Annotated in this window: 20 protein-coding genes; 16 read left to right on the top strand and 4 right to left on the bottom strand. The window is 53.8% G+C overall.

Going from position 1 to position 23737, the window contains the following annotated elements; genetic code table 11:
* Positions 1-48: 48 nt before the first annotated feature.
* Both focA and ycaO read right to left on the bottom strand, forming a co-directional pair.
* Positions 49-906 (bottom strand): formate transporter FocA, encoded by an 858-nt coding sequence (gene focA, locus C7387_RS09475; RefSeq protein ID WP_038258598.1) that lies wholly within the window; start codon positions 904-906, stop codon positions 49-51.
* A 399-nt stretch (positions 907-1305) separates the two neighbouring features.
* Positions 1306-3072, bottom strand: coding sequence for a 30S ribosomal protein S12 methylthiotransferase accessory factor YcaO (gene ycaO / locus C7387_RS09470; RefSeq protein ID WP_120816562.1), 1767 nt, complete (start codon positions 3070-3072; stop codon positions 1306-1308).
* 288 nt (positions 3073-3360) lie between these two features.
* Here ycaO and serC point away from each other — a divergent pair, with 288 nt between their 5' ends.
* The 15 genes from serC to C7387_RS09390 all read left to right on the top strand — a co-directional run bounded on the left by serC (position 3361) and on the right by C7387_RS09390 (position 20947).
* Positions 3361-4446, top strand: a complete 1086-nt coding sequence (serC, locus tag C7387_RS09460) for a 3-phosphoserine/phosphohydroxythreonine transaminase (RefSeq protein WP_006819305.1) — start codon at positions 3361-3363, stop codon at positions 4444-4446.
* A gap of 70 nt (positions 4447-4516) precedes the next feature.
* Positions 4517-5800: a 3-phosphoshikimate 1-carboxyvinyltransferase gene (aroA, locus tag C7387_RS09455; RefSeq protein WP_120816560.1), complete on the top strand. Its 1284-nt coding sequence runs from the start codon at positions 4517-4519 to the stop codon at positions 5798-5800.
* A 186-nt stretch (positions 5801-5986) separates the two neighbouring features.
* Positions 5987-6670 (top strand): (d)CMP kinase, encoded by a 684-nt coding sequence (gene cmk / locus C7387_RS09450; protein WP_040903444.1) that lies wholly within the window; start codon positions 5987-5989, stop codon positions 6668-6670.
* A gap of 124 nt (positions 6671-6794) precedes the next feature.
* The gene (gene rpsA / locus C7387_RS09445) at positions 6795-8468 is read left to right on the top strand and encodes a 30S ribosomal protein S1 (RefSeq protein ID WP_006819308.1); all 1674 of its coding nucleotides are present in this window, start codon (positions 6795-6797) and stop codon (positions 8466-8468) included.
* Positions 8469-8621: 153 nt separating this feature from the next.
* Entirely contained in the window at positions 8622-8906 is a 285-nt protein-coding gene (gene ihfB / locus C7387_RS09440; RefSeq protein WP_006819309.1) for an integration host factor subunit beta, read from the top strand.
* A 205-nt stretch (positions 8907-9111) separates the two neighbouring features.
* A complete protein-coding gene (locus C7387_RS09435) occupies positions 9112-11376 on the top strand; it encodes a ComEC family protein (RefSeq protein WP_120816559.1) in 2265 nt (754 codons plus the stop codon).
* 36 nt (positions 11377-11412) lie between these two features.
* Positions 11413-13161, top strand: a complete 1749-nt coding sequence (gene msbA / locus C7387_RS09430) for a lipid A ABC transporter ATP-binding protein/permease MsbA (protein ID WP_038258586.1) — start codon at positions 11413-11415, stop codon at positions 13159-13161.
* Positions 13158-14141 carry a tetraacyldisaccharide 4'-kinase gene (gene lpxK, locus C7387_RS09425; protein WP_120816558.1) on the top strand — a complete coding sequence of 328 codons (984 nt, stop codon included), beginning with the start codon at positions 13158-13160 and terminating at the stop codon, positions 14139-14141. Before msbA ends, lpxK begins: the two co-directional genes overlap by 4 nt.
* Before the next feature lie 40 nt (positions 14142-14181).
* Positions 14182-15411, top strand: a complete 1230-nt coding sequence (locus tag C7387_RS09420; RefSeq protein ID WP_120816557.1) for a winged helix-turn-helix domain-containing protein — start codon at positions 14182-14184, stop codon at positions 15409-15411.
* Positions 15412-15465: 54 nt separating this feature from the next.
* On the top strand, positions 15466-15648 hold the full coding sequence (ycaR, locus tag C7387_RS09415; protein WP_006819314.1) for a protein YcaR: 183 nt from the start codon (positions 15466-15468) through the stop codon (positions 15646-15648).
* Positions 15645-16391, top strand: coding sequence for a 3-deoxy-manno-octulosonate cytidylyltransferase (kdsB, locus tag C7387_RS09410; protein ID WP_120816556.1), 747 nt, complete (start codon positions 15645-15647; stop codon positions 16389-16391). The genes ycaR and kdsB overlap by 4 nt, the downstream gene beginning before the upstream one ends.
* Before the next feature lie 253 nt (positions 16392-16644).
* The gene (locus C7387_RS09405; protein ID WP_120816555.1) at positions 16645-17286 is read left to right on the top strand and encodes a 2OG-Fe dioxygenase family protein; all 642 of its coding nucleotides are present in this window, start codon (positions 16645-16647) and stop codon (positions 17284-17286) included.
* Entirely contained in the window at positions 17283-18500 is a 1218-nt protein-coding gene (locus C7387_RS09400) for an ATP-grasp domain-containing protein (RefSeq protein ID WP_120816554.1), read from the top strand. The genes C7387_RS09405 and C7387_RS09400 overlap by 4 nt, the downstream gene beginning before the upstream one ends.
* Positions 18501-18512: 12 nt before the next feature.
* Positions 18513-19925, top strand: coding sequence for an FAD/NAD(P)-binding protein (locus C7387_RS09395; protein ID WP_120816553.1), 1413 nt, complete (start codon positions 18513-18515; stop codon positions 19923-19925).
* A complete protein-coding gene (locus tag C7387_RS09390) occupies positions 19922-20947 on the top strand; it encodes an AbrB family transcriptional regulator (protein ID WP_006819320.1) in 1026 nt (341 codons plus the stop codon). The genes C7387_RS09395 and C7387_RS09390 overlap by 4 nt, the downstream gene beginning before the upstream one ends.
* On the opposite strand, the gene C7387_RS09385 is transcribed toward C7387_RS09390, so the two are convergent.
* Positions 20948-21709, bottom strand: a complete 762-nt coding sequence (locus C7387_RS09385; protein WP_120816552.1) for a class I SAM-dependent methyltransferase — start codon at positions 21707-21709, stop codon at positions 20948-20950. It abuts the gene before it with no gap.
* Positions 21710-22020: 311 nt separating this feature from the next.
* Here C7387_RS09385 and C7387_RS09380 point away from each other — a divergent pair, with 311 nt between their 5' ends.
* Positions 22021-22914: a YcbJ family phosphotransferase gene (locus C7387_RS09380; protein ID WP_006819323.1), complete on the top strand. Its 894-nt coding sequence runs from the start codon at positions 22021-22023 to the stop codon at positions 22912-22914.
* Here the strand turns inward: C7387_RS09380 and elyC are convergent.
* Positions 22894-23670 (bottom strand): envelope biogenesis factor ElyC, encoded by a 777-nt coding sequence (gene elyC, locus C7387_RS09375; RefSeq protein WP_120816551.1) that lies wholly within the window; start codon positions 23668-23670, stop codon positions 22894-22896. The two genes, C7387_RS09380 and elyC, sit on opposite strands and share 21 nt — an antisense overlap.
* Between the last annotated feature and the right edge of the window lie 67 nt (positions 23671-23737).

The following is a 23737-nucleotide window of genomic DNA, read 5'->3' as shown; positions in this document are numbered from 1 at the left end:
TTACCTACCTTCTTAAGTGGATTCTGAATTTACTGCGTCGAACAACCATTAATGATGGTCATCACCACGCAGATAAATGACCCAGTATGTCAACCCAACTAACAAACCACCGCCGATAATGTTACCGATTGTCACCGGAATCAGGTTATCAGTGATGAAGTTCATCACAGTCAGGTGAGAAAAACTCTCCGGGCTTGAACCGATGGCGGTCCAAAACTCCGGGCTTGCAAAATGACGGATCACAATACCCATCGGGATCATGAACATGTTTGCAATACTGTGCTCAAAGCCGCTGGCGACAAACATCGCGACAGGCAGAACCATGATCATTGCTTTGTCCATCAGGCTACGACCAGAGTAGCTCATCCAGACTGCAAGGCAAACCATCAGGTTAGCAAGAATGCCCAGCGCAACGGCTTCAATAAATGTATGGTGCATTTTGTGATCGGCGGTCTGCAGGACGTTGAGTCCCCATCCACCGTTGGCGGTCATATACTCGCCAGAAAGCCACATCAGCAACACGAAAAGTAACGCGCCAATCAGGTTTCCAACATAGACGTTAAACCAGTTACGCGCCAGTTGGCACCATGTGATTCGACCGCTGGCTTTAGCCACCACGATAAGTACCGTCGAGGTGAAGAGGTCAGCGCCGCAGATGACGCAAAGGATCAAACCGAGTGAGAAGCAGATACCACCTATCAGTTTCGCAATCCCAAAGGGCATTGACGCGGTACCGGTAGTGGCAGTGATATAGAAGACAAACGCGATAGAGATGAAAACACCCGCAGTGATGGCCAGGTAAAACGTTTTCAGCGGCTGTTTCGTCGCTTTATAGACGCCTGCTTCTTCGGCAACTTTTGCCATCGCAGCAGGAAGTAATAGATCAAAAGGGTTGTCAGCTTTCACACTAACTCTCTCTTTATTAAGTCGGCGACGAGATACTAACAAAGCATTATAGAAGAGAATTTGACGTAGATCATATCTCGCCTGGCTTATAGGCCCGCAGATCGCATGGTTTTTCAGCGATAGCGGCGTAACTTTTTGATTATCAAAATAAAAATAATTTTTAAATATTGCAAATTGAGTTGAATTTTCTTTGTAACCACCTCTGATTCAGTTAATTAAAATGGAGTAATTTACCATTTAAATTAACATCAATAGAAATTAAACAATAATATAATTTACCTGTGTTTAACCTAATTATTACAATTTAATGTAAGTTACCTCTGAAATAAAAAACGGGGCCAATAATTGGCCCCGTAATATATATCAGACTAAACGTTACGCCTACGCGCAGTATGGTCTTTATCGATCTTTTTTCCAGTAAGCGGCTTTCGCACGCTGCAGTTTCTCATAGGCGTTAAGCAGCGACTGGTGTGCCGGGAAGGCATGCAGATCGCCATCGACCGGCTGCAGACCGTAGAACGGCGCTTCACCGCTCAGGGCTGCACTGGCTGCCTCTACCGTATCTGCACCGTACATGCGAACAAAGGCGTTCAGGTACTGCAGCGGCTCGCGCTCTTCTTCCTGTGCCAGCAGCAACAGGGTTTGCAGGCAGCGATAGTAGTTAGCGCGCTCTGCGCTAAAGATGGAGGCGTTAAACTCCATCGTCCACTCGGTCCAGATAAGTGCCTGCTCCAGATCGCCACCGGCCAGCGCCAGCATAGCTTTCAACTCACCGACACGCAGGGTATACCAGCCGTTGTCTTTCCCGGTTGCCAGACCCAGCAGTTCGCGGATACGGGTGAAGTCATCGTGACCTTCTTCGTCCAGTTGCTCGATAAGCGCCAGATACTCTTCTTTACTCCACTCGCTGCCCGGCAGGGCCAGCAGAGTTTCGCGCAGATGGCTGCCCATGTTGTTGTTGGCAAGCCACAGGTCTTCTGCCGGATAGATATCAGACATACCCGGTACGAGGATGCGGCAAGCGTAGACGCCCAGGTGCTCGTAGTCGGCGATGTACACTTCTTTATCTTCTGCATTGAAGATGGCCATCAGGGTGGCGAACTCTTCTTGGGTCGTGCCGGAGAAGTTCCAGTCAACGAACGGATAGTCGGCGTCCTGCTTGAACAGATCCCAGGAGATAGAACCGCTGGAGTCGATGAAGTGGGTTTCGAGGTTGGCATGTTCAGCCACTTCTTCATCATCGAAGGTTGGTGGGGTGAATACGTCCAGGTCCTTCAGGCCACGACCCTGCAGCAGCTCGGTTACGGTACGTTCAAGCGCAACGCCGAAGTCCGGGTGAGCACCGAAGGAAGCGAAACAGGTACCGTTCGCCGGGTTGAACAGGACAACGCAGATAACCGGGTATTTGCCGCCGAGCGAGCCGTCGTAGGCAAAGATCGGGAATCCTTCGGCTTCCAGGGTTTTGATAGATTCAACAACGCCCGGGTAGCGAGCCAGCACGTCAGCCGGAATTTCCGGCAGGCTGATGCTTTCAGCGATAATACGGTTTTTGATGTGGCGCTCGAAGACCTCAGACAGGCCCTGCACGCGCGCTTCGTTGGCGGTGTTGCCTGCGGACATGCCGTTAGACACGTACAGGTTGCCAACGATATTCATCGGGATATAGATAGTCTGCTGATCGGACTGGCGGGTGAACGGCAGGCCGCAGATCCCACGTTCGTCGTTACCGGACTGCAGATCGACCAGCATGCTGGAAGTCAGCTGGTTATCAGGATCGTAGAATGCGCGCAGGCGGCTATCGAGCAGGCCTTCCGGCACTTCGTCATCGTCGGTCAGCGGGAACCACTTCTCGTTGGGATAATGCACGAACGGGCCATTTGCGATGGTTTCACCCAGCCAGAAGTCGGCGAAGAAATAGTTGGTGGAGAGACGCTCAAAGTATTCGCCCAGCGCTGATGCCAGCGCGGCTTTTTTCGTTGCACCTTTGCCGTTGGTAAAGCACAGGGAGCAGGCTTTGTCGCGGATATGTACCGACCAGACGTTCGGTACCGGGTTCAGCCATGAGGCTTCTTCAATATCAAAGCCCAGATCGAGCAGTTTTTGCTGGAATCGAGCGATGGAGTCTTCCAGCGCGGCATCTTTGCCGGGAATAAAGGTTTGGGTCATGGCAGTCACTTTTTTCGTACGTAAAGCGCGCAATGATACGGGTTTTGCGTGACGGGCGCTATCGTCAGCAGAGGGGCAGAGAAAATAAAAAAATGCGCCAGTCAGAACAGCAAGAAGGCGGGGCGAACAGCAAATATGTCTGTTTTATGACGAAGGACCGGCAGATTGTATTGTGTGACCGGGGACGCAATTTTCCGGTGGTCGCTATTAGCCATTGCGGCGCGTGTCACTGAATGATAAAACCGATAGCCACAGGATTTTTTACAGCGATAAGCGTGGTGAGGGGAAATGGCTCAGGTCTTTAATTTCAGTTCAGGTCCGGCAATGCTTCCGGCGGATGTACTAAAACTCGCGCAACAGGAACTTTGTGACTGGCAGGGTTTAGGCACCTCGGTGATGGAAATCAGCCATCGTGGCAAAGAATTTATCCAGGTAGCGGAAGAAGCGGAAAAAGATTTCCGCGACCTGCTGAATATCCCCTCAAACTACAAAGTCTTATTCTGCCACGGCGGCGGCCGCGGTCAGTTTGCCGGTATCCCGCTGAACCTGCTGGGCGACAAAACCACGGCGGACTACGTTGATGCGGGCTACTGGGCGGCGAGCGCGGTAAAAGAAGCCAGAAAATACTGCACGCCAAACGTGATCGACGCCAAAGTGACCGTAGAGGGTCTGCGTGCCGTTAAGCCGATGAGCGAATGGCAGCTTAGCGACAACGCGGCATACCTGCACTACTGCCCGAATGAAACCATTGATGGCATTGCCATCAACGAAACTCCGGACTTTGGCAACGCCATTGTCACTGCCGATTTCTCCTCGACCATCTTGTCGCACCCGATTGATGTTAATCGCTATGGCGTAATCTACGCCGGTGCGCAGAAAAACATCGGCCCGGCAGGGCTGACGCTGGTTATCGTGCGTGAAGATCTGCTCGGTAAAGCCCACGTTGCCTGCCCGTCTATTCTCGATTACACCGTGCTGAGTGAAAACGACTCGATGTTCAACACGCCGCCGACCTTCGCCTGGTATCTGGCAGGTCTGGTGTTCAAATGGCTGAAAAAGCAGGGCGGTGTGGCGGCGATGGATGCGGTTAACCAGAAAAAAGCAGAACTGCTGTACGGCGTTATTGACCGTAGCGATTTCTACCGCAACGATGTGGCTGCAAGCAACCGCTCGCGCATGAACGTACCGTTCCAGCTGGCCGACAGCAACCTCGACAAGCTGTTCCTCGAAGAGTCGTTTGCCGCCGGTCTGCACGCGCTGAAAGGCCACCGTGTCGTGGGCGGTATGCGCGCCTCTATCTATAACGCAATGCCGCTGGAAGGCGTGCAGACGCTGACAGAATTTATGCAGGACTTCGAGCGCCGCCGCGGCTGATATTGACCTTTCTTCACCCCCGCAGTGTTGCTGCGGGGTTTTACTGACGTATTTTTGAGAGTTGAGTTACATGGAATCCCTGACGTTACAACCCATCGCACGTGTAGATGGCACCATCAATCTGCCGGGTTCGAAGAGCGTGTCAAACCGCGCCCTGCTGCTGGCGGCTCTTGCCAACGGTACTACTGTGTTGACCAATCTTCTGGACAGCGACGACGTACGCCATATGCTGAATGCGCTGAGCACGCTGGGGGTTCACTACACCCTTTCTGCCGACCGTACCCGCTGTGAAGTGACCGGCAACGGCGGTCCGCTGCAGGCGACCGGGGCGCCTGAACTGTTTCTCGGTAACGCCGGTACCGCCATGCGTCCACTGGCGGCGGCACTGTGCCTGGGTGAGAACGACGTGGTGCTGACCGGTGAACCGCGTATGAAAGAGCGTCCGATCGGCCATCTGGTGGATGCTTTACGCCAGGGGGGCGCACAGATTGACTATCTCGAGCAGGAACATTATCCGCCACTGCGTCTGCGCGGTGGTTTTAGCGGCGGTCAGGTAGAGGTGGATGGCAGCGTTTCCAGCCAGTTCCTCACCGCACTGCTGATGACGGCACCGCTGGCCCCGCAGGACACCATTATTGCGATTAAAGGCGATCTGGTTTCCAAACCGTATATCGACATCACGCTGCACCTGATGAAAACCTTCGGTGTGGAGGTAGAAAACCACGACTACCAACGTTTTGTGGTGCGTGGCGGTCAGCAATACCAGTCTCCGGGCGCGTATCTGGTGGAAGGGGATGCATCCTCGGCTTCCTATTTCCTCGCGGCGGGCGCGATTAAAGGCGGCACTGTTAAAGTGACCGGTATTGGCCGTCACAGCGTGCAGGGCGATATCCGCTTCGCCGACGTGCTGGAGAAAATGGGCGCGACTATCACCTGGGGTGATGATTTTATTGCCTGTACTCGTGGTGAACTGAACGCCATCGACATGGACATGAACCATATCCCGGATGCGGCCATGACCATCGCCACCGCGGCGCTGTTTGCCAAAGGCACCACCACGCTGCGTAATATCTACAACTGGCGGGTAAAAGAGACCGACCGCCTGTTTGCGATGGCGACCGAGCTGCGCAAAGTCGGTGCTGAAGTGGAAGAGGGCGAAGATTACATTCGCGTGACGCCACCCGCGCATCTGACCTTTGCTGAAATCGGCACCTATAACGATCACCGAATGGCGATGTGCTTCTCACTGGTGGCGCTGTCTGATACCCCGGTCACCATTCTTGATCCGAAATGTACGGCGAAAACCTTCCCGGACTATTTCGAACAGCTGGCCCGTATTAGTACTCCTGCCTGATAACTATCGTCTGCGCCGTTGCACAAGCGGCGGCGCAGATTGACGATTCCTGACCTCCTGTCTGTACATTTATTCTACAATCAACTTCAGGCTTTCTGCATTTGTCACTCAACAGTAACGGTCTGACGCTTTGGCGGGTATAATGCGCGGCGTCTATGTAACTACGCCTTGCTGAAGGAGAAAAAGATGACGGCAATTGCCCCGGTAATCACCATTGATGGGCCCAGCGGTGCAGGTAAAGGCACGCTGTGCAAGGCCATGGCGGAAGCGTTGCAGTGGCATCTGTTAGACTCAGGCGCTATTTATCGCGTGCTGGCGCTGGCGGCGTTACATCATCACGTTGATGTGGCTTCAGAAGAGGCTCTGGTTCCGTTAGCCGCTCACCTGGACGTGCGATTTGTGTCGACCGACGGCAACCTGGAAGTGATCCTCGAAGGCGAAGACGTCAGTGGTGAAATTCGCACCCAGGAAGTCGCTAACGCAGCCTCTCAGGTGGCGGCATTCCCGCGTGTGCGCGAAGCCTTGCTGCGTCGCCAGCGTGCGTTTCGTGAAGCACCTGGCCTGATTGCGGACGGCCGTGATATGGGGACGGTTGTTTTCCCTGACGCGCCGGTCAAAATTTTCCTTGACGCATCGTCGGAAGAGCGCGCCCACCGGCGCATGCTGCAGTTGCAGGAAAAGGGCTTTAGTGTTAACTTTGAGCGCCTTTTGTCCGAGATAAAAGAGCGGGACGATCGCGATCGCAACCGTGCGGTGGCACCGTTAGTCCCGGCTGCCGATGCTTTAGTGTTGGATTCAACACGATTAAGTATTGAGCAAGTGATTGAAAAAGCGCTACAATACGCGCGCCAAAAACTGGCTGTTGCCTGATTGACTCACGCAGCGCCTCTGAATTTGTAGTACCCCCGCTGCAACGGAGTGTGAGCGGGTATGTGAAACAACCCCATCCGACATGAAGTCAGATGGACGTTAATCTAACTTTTGAAGATTAAACATGACTGAATCTTTTGCTCAACTATTTGAAGAATCCTTAAAAACTATCGAAACCCGCCCGGGTTCCATCGTTCGTGGCGTTGTTGTTGCTATCGACAAAGACGTAGTCCTGGTTGATGCGGGCCTGAAATCTGAATCTGCAATCCCTGCAGAGCAGTTCAAGAACGCAGCTGGCGAACTGGAAATTCAGGTTGGTGACGAAGTTGACGTTGCTCTGGATGCAGTAGAAGACGGCTTCGGTGAAACCCTGCTGTCCCGTGAGAAAGCTAAACGTCACGAAGCATGGATCACGCTGGAAAAAGCTTACGAAGACGCTGAAACTGTTACCGGTGTTATCAACGGCAAAGTTAAGGGTGGCTTCACTGTTGAGCTGAACGGTATTCGTGCGTTCCTGCCGGGTTCCCTGGTAGACGTGCGTCCGGTGCGTGATACTCTGCACCTGGAAGGCAAAGAGCTTGAATTCAAAGTAATCAAGCTGGACCAGAAGCGTAACAACGTTGTTGTTTCTCGTCGTGCCGTTATCGAATCCGAAAACAGCGCAGAGCGCGATCAGCTGCTGGAAAACCTGCAGGAAGGCATGGAAGTTAAAGGTATCGTTAAGAACCTCACTGACTACGGTGCATTCGTTGATCTGGGCGGCGTTGACGGCCTGCTGCACATCACTGACATGGCCTGGAAACGCGTTAAGCATCCGAGCGAAATCGTAAACGTGGGCGACGAAATCACTGTTAAAGTGCTGAAGTTCGACCGCGAGCGTACCCGTGTATCCCTCGGCCTGAAACAGCTGGGCGAAGATCCGTGGGTAGCTATCGCTAAGCGTTACCCGGAAGGTACCAAACTGACTGGTCGCGTGACCAACCTGACCGACTACGGCTGCTTCGTTGAAATCGAAGAAGGCGTTGAAGGCCTGGTTCACGTTTCCGAAATGGACTGGACCAACAAAAACATCCACCCGTCCAAAGTTGTTAACGTTGGCGACGTAGTGGAAGTTATGGTTCTGGACATCGACGAAGAACGTCGTCGTATCTCCCTGGGTCTGAAGCAGTGCAAATCTAACCCGTGGCAGCAGTTCGCAGAAACCCACAACAAGGGCGACCGCGTTGAAGGTAAAATCAAGTCTATCACTGACTTCGGTATCTTCATCGGCCTGGACGGCGGCATCGACGGCCTGGTTCACCTGTCTGACATCTCCTGGAACGTTGCAGGCGAAGAAGCAGTTCGTGAATACAAGAAAGGCGACGAAATCGCAGCAGTCGTTCTGCAGGTTGACGCAGAGCGTGAGCGTATCTCCCTGGGCGTTAAGCAGCTGGCTGAAGATCCGTTCAACAACTGGGTTGCTCTGAACAAGAAAGGCGCTATCGTTAACGGTAAAGTCACTGCAGTTGACGCTAAAGGCGCAACCGTAGAACTGGCCGACGGCGTTGAAGGTTACCTGCGTGCTTCTGAAGCATCCCGTGACCGCGTTGAAGATGCTACCCTGGTTCTGAGCGTAGGCGACGACGTTGAAGCTAAATTCACCGGTGTTGACCGTAAGAACCGTGCCATCAGCCTGTCTGTACGTGCTAAAGACGAAGCTGACGAGAAAGATGCTATCGCTTCTGTGAACAACAAGCAGGAAGAAGGCAACTTCTCTAATGCAATGGCTGAAGCATTCAAAGCAGCTAAAGGCGAGTAAGTTATTCTGAAACTTCGGGGAGACACTCCCTGAAGTCTCAAGAGTGACTTGACAGATTACAGGATTCGTTCTGTAATCAATGACAAAGGGCGGCTTCGGCCGCCCTTGCTTAAAGCTGTTAGGCAATATTCCTGAAAGGAAACCGGAGGTATCATGACCAAGTCAGAGCTCATTGAGAGACTTGCAAGCCAGCATTCTCACATCCCTGCGAAAGCGGTTGAAGATGCTGTGAAAGAGATGCTGGAACATATGGCCTCGACGCTTGCACAGGGCGAGCGCATTGAAATCCGCGGTTTCGGCAGCTTCTCTCTGCACTATCGTGCACCTCGCACCGGGCGTAACCCGAAAACAGGCGATAAAGTGGATCTGGAAGGTAAATACGTTCCGCACTTCAAGCCGGGTAAAGAACTACGCGACCGCGCCAATATTTATGGTTAAGCGAATCTCGCTTGACGGAGAAAAGCACCTGCGGGTGCTTTTTTCGTTTCTGTTCCCTCTCACTTTTCTGAATCTTCCTCGCATCTCTGTTGTGCGATAACGGCAACAACACAACTACCTGCCAGCCTGCACCGCATATTCCTTCTTTCTGACCAGACTCGGGACCCAAACTGTTCCACACTCCGGGAAGCACACGGAGGTATTTATGCGTTTACCCGCTATCGCAGGGTGTTGTATCACTGGGATCTTGCCGCTTCTTTGGCTTCCCCAATTACCGGGTATCCTGGTCGTGCAGGGATTGCTGCTGGTGGTTTGCGTTCTCTGCAGTATCTTCCCTCGGGCTCCACGTTACCCGGCTCTGGTGGTGCTGTTTTTCTGCTGGGGAACGCTGGCAGCACGACAGTCGATGTGGCCGGTTAATGCGCTGGTGGGGAAAAATCAGCAGGCAGAGGTGCAACTCATTGCGACCGACGGGCAAACCACACATCAGGGAGAAATACTCCGCCTGAACGGTAAACGCCTGTTCCCGGCGGTCAGGGTGGCGCTGTACGGTAATTATCTGCCTGAGGCTTCCTGCGCGGGGCAGCGCTGGAAGATGATCCTGAGGCTGCGGCCGGTACACGGCCAGCTCAATGAAGGCGGGTTCGACAGCCAGCGTTACGCACTGGCACAACATACCGCAGTGAGTGGACGCTTTGTTGCGGCAGAGGTCATTGATGCCGGGTGCAGCACCAGAGCACGTTTTCTGCAATCGCTAAACACGACGCTTGCTGACTACCCCTGGCGGGCGGTGATTCTGGCACTGGGAGCCGGCGAGCGGACAACGCTTGCCGCTGAAACAAGAATGCGGCTGCAGCAAACCGGCACCTCGCATTTGATGGCTATCTCTGGTCTGCATATTGCGCTTGCTGCCGGGATCGGCTGGCTGCTGGCACGGGCATTACAGTACTTTATGCCTGCGCGCCTGATTAGCTGGCGCTTTCCGCGGGTAGCCGGTTTTTGTTGCGCGCTGATGTATGCAATTTTTAGCGGCATGCAGCCGCCAGCGATGAGAACCATCATCGCGCTGGGTATCTGGTATGGTTTGCGCCTGCGGGGCAGGTTATGGTCGCCGTGGTCGGTCTGGTTGTGCTGCGTTGCCGGGATAGTGTTCCTCGACCCGCTGGCCGTGTTGTCACAAAGCCTGTGGATGTCGGCCTTCGCCGTTGCTGCGCTTATCTTCTGGTACCAGTGGGTGCCGCTGCCATCCATTGTTTACCCGCGCGGAACCGGCAAGCTGGTTCAGTTACTGCATCTGCAACTGGGGCTGGCTCTGCTGCTGTTACCCGTTCAGGTCGCTCTTTTTCATGGTGTTAGCCTGACGGCCGTGTTGGCGAATCTGCTGGCTGTACCGCTGGTCACGCTGCTGGTTGTCCCCTGTATTCTGGTTGCCATGCTGCTGCACTTAAGTGGTCCGGCTTTTGTGGAGCACGGCGTGTGGTACGTGGCCGATCGTGCGCTGGCGATATTGTTTAAATTTCTGACTGCGCTACCGGAGGGGTGGTTAAACATTGATGCCCGCTGGCTGGGAGCAACGTGCATACCATTACTGGCTCTGATAGCCTGGCGCTTTCAGGCCTGGAGAAGCGCGGCGGCAATCCTGGTCACAACGGTCATCGTACTGCTCTTTCCGCTGTGGCGCGCTTCGTCTGACGATGAGTGGCGAGTCACCATGCTGGATGTCGGCCAGGGGCTGGCAATGGTGATATCACGCCATGATAAGGCCATTTTGTATGATACAGGGATGGCATGGCCGGGCGGGGACAGCGGACAGCAACTGATCGTTCCCTGGCTGCGCTGGCAGAATCTGCGGCCGGAAGGGATTATTCTCAGCCATGAGCATCTCGATCATCGCGGTGGCCTGGACTCGATAACTCGCGTCTGGCCCACGGTCTGGATCCGCAGTCCGCTTGGCTGGAAAGGGCATCGCTCCTGCTTTCGTGGCGACGGCTGGCAGTGGGAAGGGCTGCAATTCCGGGTGCTCTGGCCGCTTGCAGGGAACAACATGCAGGGAAATAACCGTTCCTGCGTGGTCAGCGTAGATGATGGGAAACATCGTTTTCTGCTCACCGGGGATATTGAAAACGTTGCCGAAACGGCGATGCTGAGTCATTACTGGCAGCATCTTGCGTCTACAATTATCCAGGTGCCTCACCATGGTAGCAATACGTCGTCAGGTATTGCACTGGTTCAGCGGGTAGGCGGAGCGGTGGCGCTGGCCTCCGCCTCACGATTTAACACCTGGCGATTACCCTCGGAGAAAGTAAAAATGCGCTATCTGCAACAGGGCTATCGCTGGCTTGATACGCCGCATCAGGGGCAAATCACGGTCACCTTTCAGGGCGAAAACTGGGAAATCCGTAGCTTACGAGATCAAATTTTACCTCGTTGGTACCATCAGTGGTTTGGCGTGTCCGGCGATAACGGGTAGAATATGCGGCTATTTCAACACAAGCTGGTTTTTTGAATGCAGAACGACAAAGATCTCTCCACGTGGCAGACCTTCCGCCGACTCTGGCCGACTATTGCGCCATTTAAAGCAGGACTGATCGTGGCGGGTGTTGCGTTAGTCCTCAACGCAGCCAGCGATACTTTCATGTTATCGCTCCTTAAACCGTTACTGGATGACGGTTTTGGTAAAACAGACCGCTCAGTGCTGCTGTGGATGCCGCTGGTGGTTATCGGGCTGATGGTCCTCAGGGGTATAACCAGCTATGTTTCCAGCTATTGCATTTCATGGGTATCTGGCAAGGTTGTAATGACCATGCGCCGCAAGCTCTTCAGCCATATGATGGGCATGCCGGTGGCGTTTTTTGATAAGCAGTCAACCGGTACGCTGCTATCGCGCATTACCTACGACTCTGAGCAGGTGGCATCCTCCTCCTCCAGCGCGTTGATAACCGTTGTGCGTGAAGGTGCGTCGATTATCGGCCTGTTTATTATGATGTTTTACTACAGCTGGCAGCTGTCGGTGATCCTCATCGTGCTGGCACCGATTGTCTCTATTGCCATTCGTATCGTTTCCAAACGCTTCCGTAACATCAGTAAGAACATGCAGACCACGATGGGGCAGGTGACGACCAGCGCGGAGCAAATGTTGAAGGGCCACAAAGAGGTTCTGATGTTTGGCGGTCAGGAAGTCGAAACGTCGCGCTTTGATAAGGTCAGCAACAGAATGCGTACGCAGGGGATGAAAATGGTCTCTGCTTCGTCAATCTCCGACCCTATCATCCAGCTGATTGCTTCTCTGGCGCTGGCGTTTGTTCTCTATGCCGCGAGCTTCCCGAGCGTGATGGATACGCTGACTGCCGGTACAATTACCGTCGTCTTCTCCTCGATGATTGCGCTGATGCGTCCGCTCAAATCTCTGACCAACGTCAACGCGCAGTTCCAGCGCGGAATGGCTGCCTGCCAGACGCTGTTTGCTATCCTCGACAGCGAGCAGGAAAAAGACGAAGGGACCCGGGTTATCGAGCGTGCGAAAGGCGATCTGCAGTTCCGTGGGGTTACCTTCACCTACCCGGGCCGCGAAACGCCAGCGCTGAGCAATATTGATTTGAATATCCCTGAAGGGAAAACGGTCGCTCTGGTGGGGCGCTCCGGTTCAGGTAAATCGACCATTGCAAGTCTCATCACCCGTTTCTACGACATCGATAAGGGCGAGATCCTGCTGGACGGTCACGACCTGCGCGAATACACCCTGTCATCGCTGCGTAACCAGGTTGCGCTGGTATCGCAGAATGTCCATCTGTTCAACGATACCGTTGCGAACAACATCGCCTATGCGCGTAATGAAGTGTACAGCCGCGAGCAGATAGAGCAGGCGGCGCGTATGGCGCATGCAATGGACTTTATCAACAAAATGGATAACGGACTGGACACCATTATCGGTGAGAACGGCGTACTGCTCTCTGGCGGTCAACGCCAGCGTATCGCTATCGCTCGTGCATTGCTGCGTGATTGCCCGATCCTTATCCTTGATGAAGCCACGTCGGCGCTGGATACCGAATCTGAACGTGCGATTCAGGCAGCACTTGATGAACTGCAGAAAAACCGTACTTCGCTGGTGATTGCCCACCGTCTGTCGACCATTGAAAAGGCCGACGAAATTGTGGTGGTGGAAGACGGTCACATCGTAGAACGTGGTAGTCATGCGGATCTGCTGGCGCATCGCGGCGTGTATGCTCAACTGCACAAAATGCAATTTGGCCAATGATCGCCCGCATCTGGTCAGGTGAATCGCCGCTCTGGCGGCTGCTGCTACCGCTCTCCTGGCTGTATGGCCTGGTGAGCGGGCTCATTCGCCTGAGCTATCGCCTGGGGCTTAAGAAAAGCTGGCGAGCGCCGGTACCGGTTGTGGTGGTGGGTAACCTGACCGCAGGCGGCAACGGGAAAACGCCGGTGGTTATCTGGCTGGTGGAGCAGCTCACACGTCGCGGTATCCGGGTGGGCGTGGTCTCTCGCGGCTACGGCGGTAAGGCCGATAGCTATCCGCTGCTGCTGAGCGAGAGCACTACGACTGCGCAAGCGGGTGACGAGCCGGTGCTTATCTATCAGCGTACCGGCGCGCCGGTTGCGGTCTCTCCCATACGCAGCGAAGCCGTGCAGGCACTCCTTTCTGAACATCCCCTGCAACTCATCATTACGGACGACGGTTTACAGCACTACCGTCTGGCTCGAGATGTGGAGATCGTTGTTATCGACGGCGTGCGTCGCTTCGGTAACGGCTGGTGGCTGCCTGCCGGGCCAATGCGCGAGCGGGCATCGCGGCTTAAAAGCGTGGATGCCATCATTGTGAACGGTGGCGTTGCGCGTCCGGGAGAGATCCCAATGCAGCTACGTCCCGGGAATGCGGTGAATCTGCTAACCGGCGAAACCCGCCCGATGAGTGAACTCTCTCAGGTGGTGGCGATGGCGGGAATCGGCCATCCTCCGCGCTTTTTTGCTACCCTCGAGCAGTGCGGCGTGACGCCGGTAAAAACCGTCGCGCTGAACGATCATCAGGCTCTGTCAGAATCCGATGTCAGCGCACTGCTGACAGAAGGGCAGACGCTTGTGATGACGGAAAAAGACGCGGTTAAATGTCGCCGCTTTGCCAAAGCAAACTGGTGGTATCTGCCCGTTGATGCTGAACTTGGCAGTGATGGCGCAGAGCAACTGCTGCAAAAACTACTGACTCTGGCGCAGCCACGTTAATACCGCCGCATCGCGCCAGTTGAACTACGGGGGGAGTGTTATGCCGGAGATTCACCTGTCGCTGAGCGCGGCGCGTCACTTGCATCTTGCCGCTCAGGGTCTGCTTAAAAAACCGCGTCGTCAGGCGCAACCGCAGGATATCCTCAGCACCATCACCCGTATGTCACTGCTGCAAATAGACACGATTAACATCGTCGCACGCAGCCCCTACCTGGTACTTTTCAGCCGCCTTGGTCGCTATCCGCAGGCCTGGCTTGATGATGCGCTGCGCAACGGTGAACTGATGGAGTACTGGGCGCACGAAGCCTGTTTTCTTCCGCGTAGTGATTTCCAGCTGGTGCGCCATCGGATGCTCTCACCGCAGAACATGGGCTGGAAATATCGCGATGAGTGGATGAATACCCACGCCAAAGAAATTGACCAGCTTATTGCCCATATCACCGAGAACGGCCCGGTTCGTTCGCTCGACTTTGAGCACCCGCGCAAAGGGGCGGCAGGTTGGTGGGAGTGGAAACCACACAAACGCCATCTTGAAGGGCTCTTCACCGCCGGGAAAGTGATGGTGATTGAACGTCGCCAGTTCCAGCGCGTGTACGACGTGACTCACCGCGTGATGCCACACTGGGACGACGCCCGTGATCTGCTGCCACAGCCGGAAGCAGAAGCATTAATGCTGCAAAACAGCGCCCGTAGTCTTGGCATCTTCCGCCCGCCGTGGCTCGCCGACTACTATCGGCTGCGCAAACTTGCGCTTCCGGCACTGCTGGCGCAGTGGCAGGAGGAGGGGCGCATTGTCCCCGTCACCGTCGAAGACCTTGGCGAAATGTGGCTGCATGCCGATCTTCTACCGCACCTCGATGCCGCGATGAGCGGGAAACTGACCGCCACGCACAGTGCCGTGCTTTCACCGTTTGATCCGGTGGTCTGGGATCGCTCGCGGGCGGAACAACTGTTTAACTTCAGCTATCGGCTGGAGTGCTACACCCCGGCGGCGAAGCGTCAATATGGTTATTTTGTTTTACCGCTTCTGCATCAGGGAAAGCTGGTCGGGCGGATGGACAGCAAAATGCATCGCAAAACCGGCGTGCTGGAAATCATCGCGCTTTATCTTGAAGAGGGCGTACGCGTTAGCGCAACGCTTGAAAAGGGGCTCGTTCAGGCGATTAGCGACTTTGCGCGCTGGCAAAATGCCGCTGAAGTGCGGCTTGGCGTCGTCCCGAAATCGCTCTTCGCCGCGACGCCGAAAGGCTGGGAAATAGACCCCGCCTGAGGTCGCGCTGTGATATGCTTTCGCCATGAATTAGCCAGAGTCTCTGGAGGACCTATGGACCATCGTTTACTTGAAATTATCGCCTGTCCGGTATGCAACGGAAAACTGTACTTCCGTCAGGAAAAGCAGGAGCTTATCTGCAAAGCTGACCGTCTGGCGTTCCCGCTGCGTGACGGCATTCCGGTACTGCTGGAAAACGAAGCTCGTACTTTAGATGCTGAAGAGAGCCACCCATGAGTTTTGTCGTCATTATTCCTGCCCGCTACGCTTCTACTCGCCTCCCCGGTAAGCCTTTGCAGGACATCAACGGAAAGCCGATGATTGTCCATACGCTGGAGCGTGCGCGTGAATCAGGTGCCGATCGGGTGATTGTCGCGACTGATCATCCGGACGTGGCGCGCGCTGTGGAAGCGGTTGGCGGCGAAGTCTGCATGACCCGCGTCGACCATCAGTCGGGAACAGAGCGTCTGGCGGAAGTGGTGGAGAAGTGTGGTTTCAGCGATGACACCATCATCGTTAACGTCCAGGGCGACGAGCCGACGATCCCGGCGGCCAATATCCGCCAGGTCGCGGAAAACCTGGCCCGCAGCCAGTGCGGCATGGCAACGCTTGCCGTACCGGTCCACAGCGCGGAAGAAGCCTTCAACCCGAACGCCGTAAAAGTGGTGATAGATAACGCGGGCTACGCGCTTTATTTCTCACGCGCCACTATTCCGTGGGATCGCGACCGTTTCGCACAAAGCCGCGACACGATTGGCGATTCGCTGCTGCGCCATATCGGTATTTATGCCTATCGCGCCGGTTTCATTAACCGTTACATCAGCTGGCCGCCGAGCCCGCTGGAGCAGATTGAAATGCTCGAACAGCTCCGCGTGCTGTGGTACGGCGAAAAAATCCACGTTGAGGTGGCAAAAGTGACACCGGGTACCGGTGTGGACACGCCAGAAGATCTTGAACGCGTCCGACTTGAGTTACGTTAATTCTTTGAGCCCTTCCGAATGGAGGGGCTTTTTATTTCATCTGTCTCAATTTAATTCTGATAAAGAAATATTATCTCTCTGAAATTATTCTGCGAAAATATTAATGGGTGTTGAATATTCTTGCCATAATATAAAATTACTCTTGCCTGAACGCTATTCTTTGTGACTCCGATCATAATCCCCAGATTTTGTATCTCACAGGTGAAACATCTCATTTACATTTATACTGCCTTTTACTGTAGGGGAATGATAAATGCAGTCTTTCAACCATCTTCATTTTGGTCAGGTTTCTGCGCATATAAAAAAGAGTTTTGATGAATTACTTCCCGATCCCTGGCTCCGGGAAGAAGACGGAAAATTTCGTTTTCGTAGTTTTCAAAAAGCGGTGGTGAACCGTCGGGCGGAATACTATCTGAAAACGGATCCTGTTTTTTATCAATCAGAAACGCTGAACCACTACTCTGGTGGGATCCCGCGTAAATACCCAGAGCTGCGAGCAGACGTTGCCAGCACTATTCTTTTGCAAGTAGTGAATAAATTTCTGCCACTGCTTCCTGATATATCATATAACATTGGTATTCATCAGATTAGAATTACGACTGAGGACCGTAGTCCGGGCTATCCCGCTCCGGAGGGAATTCATCAGGATGGTTTTTCATATATCGGCATCTACTGTGTCGGGGTAAATAATATCGCAGGTGGCGATACGACACTTATCTCCTGTGAGGAGGAAACAGCATCCAGGACGACATTTAAACTTAATGAGGGAGATGCGGTGATATTCAATGATGTGAACTACCAGCATTACACTTCAGCGATTGTTCCGCTGCTACCGGGCAAAGGTTATCGGGATGTTTTTGTGATGACCTTTGATGGTGAACAGGAGCCTGCATGAATATTTTATTATGTCCACCAAAGATACTCCTTCAGCATTCGCGTGAGGAATGGAGCACGCTGCAACGTATTGCACCATTGGTCATCGCCACCTGTAGCAGTCAGCTTGAGGCGGTCTCTCAACACCTGGGTAACGATATTTCGCTTCGTTTCTATGAGAATTTTAATGATAACCCGCTGGTTGAGTTGGATCTGTACCACTTTGCGAAAACAAAGCGGGTTACCGGCGTATACTTTCTCGCGGAGATTGACGTGCTACGTGCGGCACGTATCAGCGATCGTCTAAGATTAACCCACGGTCGCGAACAGGCGGCGCTGGTTTTTCGCGATAAATTTTTAATGAAGACATTGGTGCAGCAGCACCAGATGACTATCCCCGCCATGGCTCGAGTGAGCAGCGCGACAGAGATAGCGGTATTCATCGCGGAGCACGGCTACCCCTGTGTCATCAAGCCAAACGATGGGCGGGGATCGCAAGGCGTTGTAGTGGTCAGAGATGACGAGTCACTTAACCAATATTTACTGCAACTCACGCCACTGCACTTCCATAATTTGCTTATTGAGCAATTTATAGCGGGTGAAGCCTATCAAATTAACGCGCTTTATTTGCAAGGTAAGCCTGTATTTATCTCGGCCTCCCGCGCTACGGTTTCGTGCCTGGATTTCTTGTCCGGTAGTACGCTTGGGCTGGTGATGGAGGACGACAACCCGCTTCATCAAAAGCTCATCGCTTATACTCGTCGACTGGCGGAAGAGGTTTTCCCTTGTGAATCCAATACGTTGCTACACCTCGAAGTGTTTGTTGATGGACAGCAAAACATCATTTTTGGCGAGCTGGCCTGTCGTCTGGGAGGATGTTTCGTCAATGAAGAGCTGGGAGCCGCTTTTGGACTAAACCCGCGGATGACATGGCTCGCGGCGTGCCTTAATCATGACTATTCGTTGGAGGTAATACAGCGTGAGGCGCAGCGACGTGTTGGGCAACTGAACGTGCCGCCAGCCAGCGGAACGTTAATAAGCCAGCCTTCAGAATGTCCTTTGCCTTTTGTACTGCGTTATCGCGCCACGGGGGTGATTGGTCGACGTTACGACCCGATGAAGCTAACCAACGGCGAAATCGTTAGCGCCATTGTTGAGGGTAAAGATAGCCGTGAGGTTGAAACGAACCTACAAACCTTAACGCAATGGGTCATGGATCATACACACTGGGAATAGGGTGCACGTGAAATGAAAAGTTATGCGATCGTCGGCGCAGGCTACACCGGACTCTCAGTGCTGGCACAACTGCTGGAGCACGCGAAAGGAGACGTTGCCAGTATTACCCTGTTTGATGTCCCTGAAAAACTCGCGGTTGGTACCGCCTTTGCCGAGGATGTCAGTACCAACCTGTTAAATCGCCCGGTGAATTCTATGTATTTTCGGGAGAGAGGGGATTTTGGCGCATGGCTTGCCAGGCATGACCCGAAAGCACCGGTTACCGATAGCGCTTTTCTACCACGAGCACGCTTTGGCCAGTTTCTCTGCCATCAGCTACGGGAGTGCCAGCAGCAGGCCGCCAGTCTTGGCATTGAGTTTAATATTGTGCCTCAGAGGGTGATCGATGTGTTCTCTCTGGAAACATGCCTGCGCGTGCAGACAGAAGACGGTACAGACCGTTTCTATCATCGCTGCTTTCTTTGTCTGGGAACGGCAACCAGTCATGATCCTTACGGCTTGCGTCATCAGCCCGGTTATTATGATTCGGTCTGGCCAGTCAGCTGTCTGGATATCACGCGTGATGACTGTGTCGCGATCATTGGCAGCCGATTATCGGCACATGATGCGGCTATCGCGCTCGCTTCAAAATGCCGAAAGATCTATTTTCTTTCGCGTAAAGGGGCGCTGCCTCGGCAGATAGAAGGTTATTGCGACATTACGCCTCAGGCCTTTACCACAGACGAAATCGACAGGCTGCTGGTGGCGCACGGGCGCATCACGGTAGCTCAGTTGTTTCGGTTATTACGCAGGGAGTTCAACGCGCATCATTGTTCCCTGAGCCAGTTCATCCAGCATGCGGACCCAGGGGTTACGGCGATGAGTATCCTGCTCGCACTGAATAATACGGTGAGCTATGCCTGGCGTAAACTGAGCGAGCACCAGCGCCAGCACTTTATCCTGCGCTGGCAGCCACGATGGCAGCAGTTGCGGATCCCGATTGCTTCCCCGAATGCGGAAAAGATTGCCGCGCTGTTTCGTAGCGGTAAGCTGGAACATCTTCATGGTGATATCGCGATAACCCCCCGCAGGCAAGGATTTACCATTGCTGTTCCCGGTCGTGAGCCGATCGTTGCCAGTAAAGTAATTAACGCCAGTGGGATCAGCAGTGCCCCTGCGAGCTACCCGCTGGCACAGCGCCTGGTGCAGCGCGGTATGGCCTGCGAGCACCCTTTTGGTGGGATAAGGGTGTGCTCTGATTCCTTGTGTTTGCAGGATGTCGCAGGACGTACCGTTTCCGGCATCAAATGCATCGGTCAATTAACGGTCGGAGATTACTATGCAGTAGGAAACATTGATGTGCTGCACAGTCAGGCGCGTCAGGCGGTTATCAGTGGTTGGCATGATACGCCATTGGCTGAATGTGCTCAGGGAGAGGAGAGATGAAGACTGCCGCCGGATTTCTGCTCTGCTTGCTGGCCGGAGGGGTGTTAACCTTTGGCAACGTCCCGCTTGGCATGATGTTTGGCCCACTGGTGGCGGTGATGGTACTTAAACGCTGGCGGGTGTCAGTTCCAGCGGTTCCCGGGAGTATCACACTTATCCAGCTGTCGCTTGGCACCTCTATTGGGCTGATGTTTCGCGGCATGACGTTTGGTGAGAGCGGGAGCCTGTTCACGCTTCTTTTGATGCTGTGTTTGTGCTTACTGCTGCAGTTTGTGGTGAATTATCAATGGTGCGTTCGCCGCTTGCACTGGAGTAAAGATGAGGCGCTGCTCGGCGCGGTCCCGGGAGCAATGGCAGCGGTACTGGCGCTGGCCACTCACATCAACGCACCGCCGCAAAAAATCGTCATCTCACACTCTCTGCGTCTGATTACGCTCACACTGTTGGCCGGTATGATCGCCGGGGGAGAAGGGGCCCCAGGTGCGCACCTGGCTTGGCCCGAACTCAGTTCGCCAGTAAACGCATTGTGGCTGTTGGGGATTGGGGTTGCCGGATTTATCACGGGGCGGCTACTGGAGCGCTGGCACCTTCCTGCTCCTTATATGATGACTTCGCTGCTGTGTTCCGCGCTGCTTCACTCGTTAGCGCCCGAGCCGTTACATTTTCCGGATATTCTTAATCAACTGAGCATGGTGCTGATGGGCATATTGATTGGGCACCATTTTACGTCGTTTTCACTGACGGAATTTGTGCGTCACCTGGCGTCATCGGTACAGCTGATTGCGCTGAGCCTGGGCGTGACCGTCGTGATGGCGTTGGGGGCATCACGTCTGCTTGATTACCCTTTCTATCTGCTTATTCTCTCCTGGGTACCCGGCAGCGTAGAGTCAATGTCGTTTGCGGCGCTGGCGCTGAAGGCTGATGCCGGTTTTGTAATGGCAAACCATATTATTAGAATGCTGCTTATTCATACTCTTCCTGCGCTGGCTCTGCATCGCCAGAAGCAGGAAGAGGCAGGGTGATTACTTCTGTGCGACGAGGACCATTTTTTTACTCTGCGGATCCCAACTTTTCTCACCCAGCAGGCCGGAGTAAAAAGTGGTCTGCCTGAAGCCGCTACGTTTCAAAATGGCGTCCAGCTCTTCAGGGCGGTAAAACACCACATCCAGCGCCGTCCGGGTGGTCTGCGTTTTTCGTTGTGAAGTAATGGTGTAATGCAGGTTGATGCCTTCCTCATACTGAATGTCTGCGATCTGTTTTTCTATTCTCAGACTTTCTTCTCCTTTGCCTATTACCACGGGTTGCATAAAACCTGAAGTTTGCAGAGTGGCGCCATTAATTGTATCAATAACAATTTTCCCAGAAGGTTTTAATTGCAGCGCACAACGTTCCAGAAAATTAACGTTACGGGGATGCGGGTAATAGCCGAATGAATTAAAAAGAATCAGCACCAGATCAAATAATGCCTCACCGACCTGGGTATCCATTTCGCCGAGAATAAAGGTTCCTTGCTGACCAGGGGGATAGGTTTGAGCCTGATCGATAAAACGGGGGGAAAGGTCAATCCCGGTCACTTGATGACCTCGCTGCATCAGTGATTTGCTATGGCGTCCATAGCCACAGGGCGTGTCCAGAATATGCAGTTTACCCGGCATAGCTGTGATATCGATAATACTATTAATTTCTTGCTCGGTAACGGTATCATCTAAGCGGTCCTGCTGAAAATACATGAAATCATCTAGCGCAAAAAAATCTGCGGGAGAGAGTGTAACGAGAGTCATCATGGCTCCTGATATTTTATCTGAGGTAAGGAATGAATGAGGTTAATTTCTGTTAATAATGCAGAGTACACATTAAGTTTAATAAGGATTACTGAATTTGCTATCCTTATGCAGCGGATTTTGAACGCCAGGGGATAATATATCCGGGCACGGATAAATAGTGGCAGAAGGTTAATTGGAATGTATTGAGTATAGGTTTACAAAAAACATTCATTTTTTATCATTTTTCAGCCGCGACTTTGATCTTATCCGGGTGACTTCTTCCGTCAGGACGCTCATTATGAAAGCTCCAGCCATTGTGGGGGTAATCTGAGATGGAACAACTGCGCGCTGAACTGAGTCACCTGCTGGGCGAATCGCTGAGTCGGGTGGAATGCGTGAGTGAGAAAGTCGACTCCGCGTTGTGGTCGCTGTATGACGCGCAGGGAAACGCCATGCCGTTGCTGGCAAAAAGCTTCTCCACCCCCGGTCTTGCGCAGCAGCTGGCCTGGAAAATAGGCATGCTGGCGCGCAGCGGCACCATCAGAATGCCGGTGGTCTACGGCGTCATGACCCACGAAGAGCATCCCGGGCCGGACGTTTTGCTCATCGAACGCCTGCGTGGCGTCTCGGTCGAAGCCCCCGCCAGGACCCCTGAACGGTGGGAACACCTCAAAGACCAGATTGTGGAAGGGCTGCTTGCCTGGCACCGCCACGACAGCCGCGGCTGCGTCGGTCAGGTAGACAACACCCAGGAAAATCTGTGGACTAACTGGTACCGCCAGCGCGTTGAAATGCTGTGGAGTACCCTCAACCTCTACCACAATACCGGGCTCACTATGCAGGATAAGCGCATCCTGTTTCGTACCCGTGAATGCCTCCCGGCCCTGTTCGAAGGGTTTAACGATAACTGTGTGATGGTGCACGGTAACTTTAGCCTGCGCAGTATGCTGAAAGAGTCGCGCAGCGATCAGCTGCTGGCAATGGTAAACCCAGGCACTATGCTGTGGGCGCCGCGTGAGTATGAGCTGTTTCGTCTGGCGGATAGCGGGCTTGCGGAAGGGCTGCTCTGGCACTACCTCCAGCGCGCGCCGGTGTCGGAATCTTTCCTCTGGCGGCGCTGGCTGTATTTGCTGTGGGATGAAGTCTCGCAGTTGGTCAATACCGGACGCTTCAACCGCGCGAACTTCGATTTAGCGACTAAAGCGCTACTCCCCTGGCTCGCCTGACGAGCCTTTAAGCCACTGCCAGATACGCCCGAGCGTCTCGTAACCGACTCTGTCGCTGTGCATCAGCCACAGCGGCGAGGGGATAGCCCGTTCCCAGGGATTCAACGGAGAGTCGATGGCCATCTGGTTTGCCGGTGCCGGCAGCGGGTGCAGCCCGGCGTGCTGGAAGAAGATCATCGCCCGTGGCAGATGTGAGGCTGACGTCACCACCAGGAGCGGAGCATCGCCGATGGCAGCTTTAATCGCACTTGCCTCTTCCTCGGTATCTTTCGGTTTATCCAGCACCAGGATATCGCTGCGCGGCACGCCAAGGCTTTCCGCCACGCGGGCCCCCGCCTCGGCGGTGCTGACCGGGTTGCCAGGTGCCGGTGCACCGGTGAAAATCATCTTCGCTCCTGGATTGGCAAGCCATAGGCGGATCCCTTCCGTTACCCGCGGCAGACTGTTATTGATAAGGTTAGAGCTGGGCGCCCAGTCGGGGTTCCAGGTATAGCCGCCGCCTAACACGGCAACATATTGCACCTGCGTTTCGCCGCGCCAGGTCGGGTAGGTATTTTCTATTGGTTTGAGTAACCAGTCAGCGACGGGTTGCAGGCTCAGGGCCAGTAAAAGGATCCAGGCGACGCTAATGACGCTTTTCCCGGTTTTCTGGAAACGACTACACCATACCAGGAACAATCCTAAGCCCATCAACAGTAGCAGCAGCGGAAGCGGTAACAACATGCCGCCAATGACCTTTTTTAGCGTAAAAAGCATCCTTGATGGTTCCTTTTTTAACCATACAGCGGGGAGAATGCAGGGATATTACACCAGACTGCTCCAT

It is taken from the genome of Yokenella regensburgei, from assembly GCF_003634235.1.
GTDB lineage: Bacteria > Pseudomonadota > Gammaproteobacteria > Enterobacterales > Enterobacteriaceae > Yokenella > Yokenella regensburgei.
The sequence above is the reverse complement of the archived record's forward strand: the minus strand, read 5'-3'. Positions and strand labels throughout refer to the sequence as shown.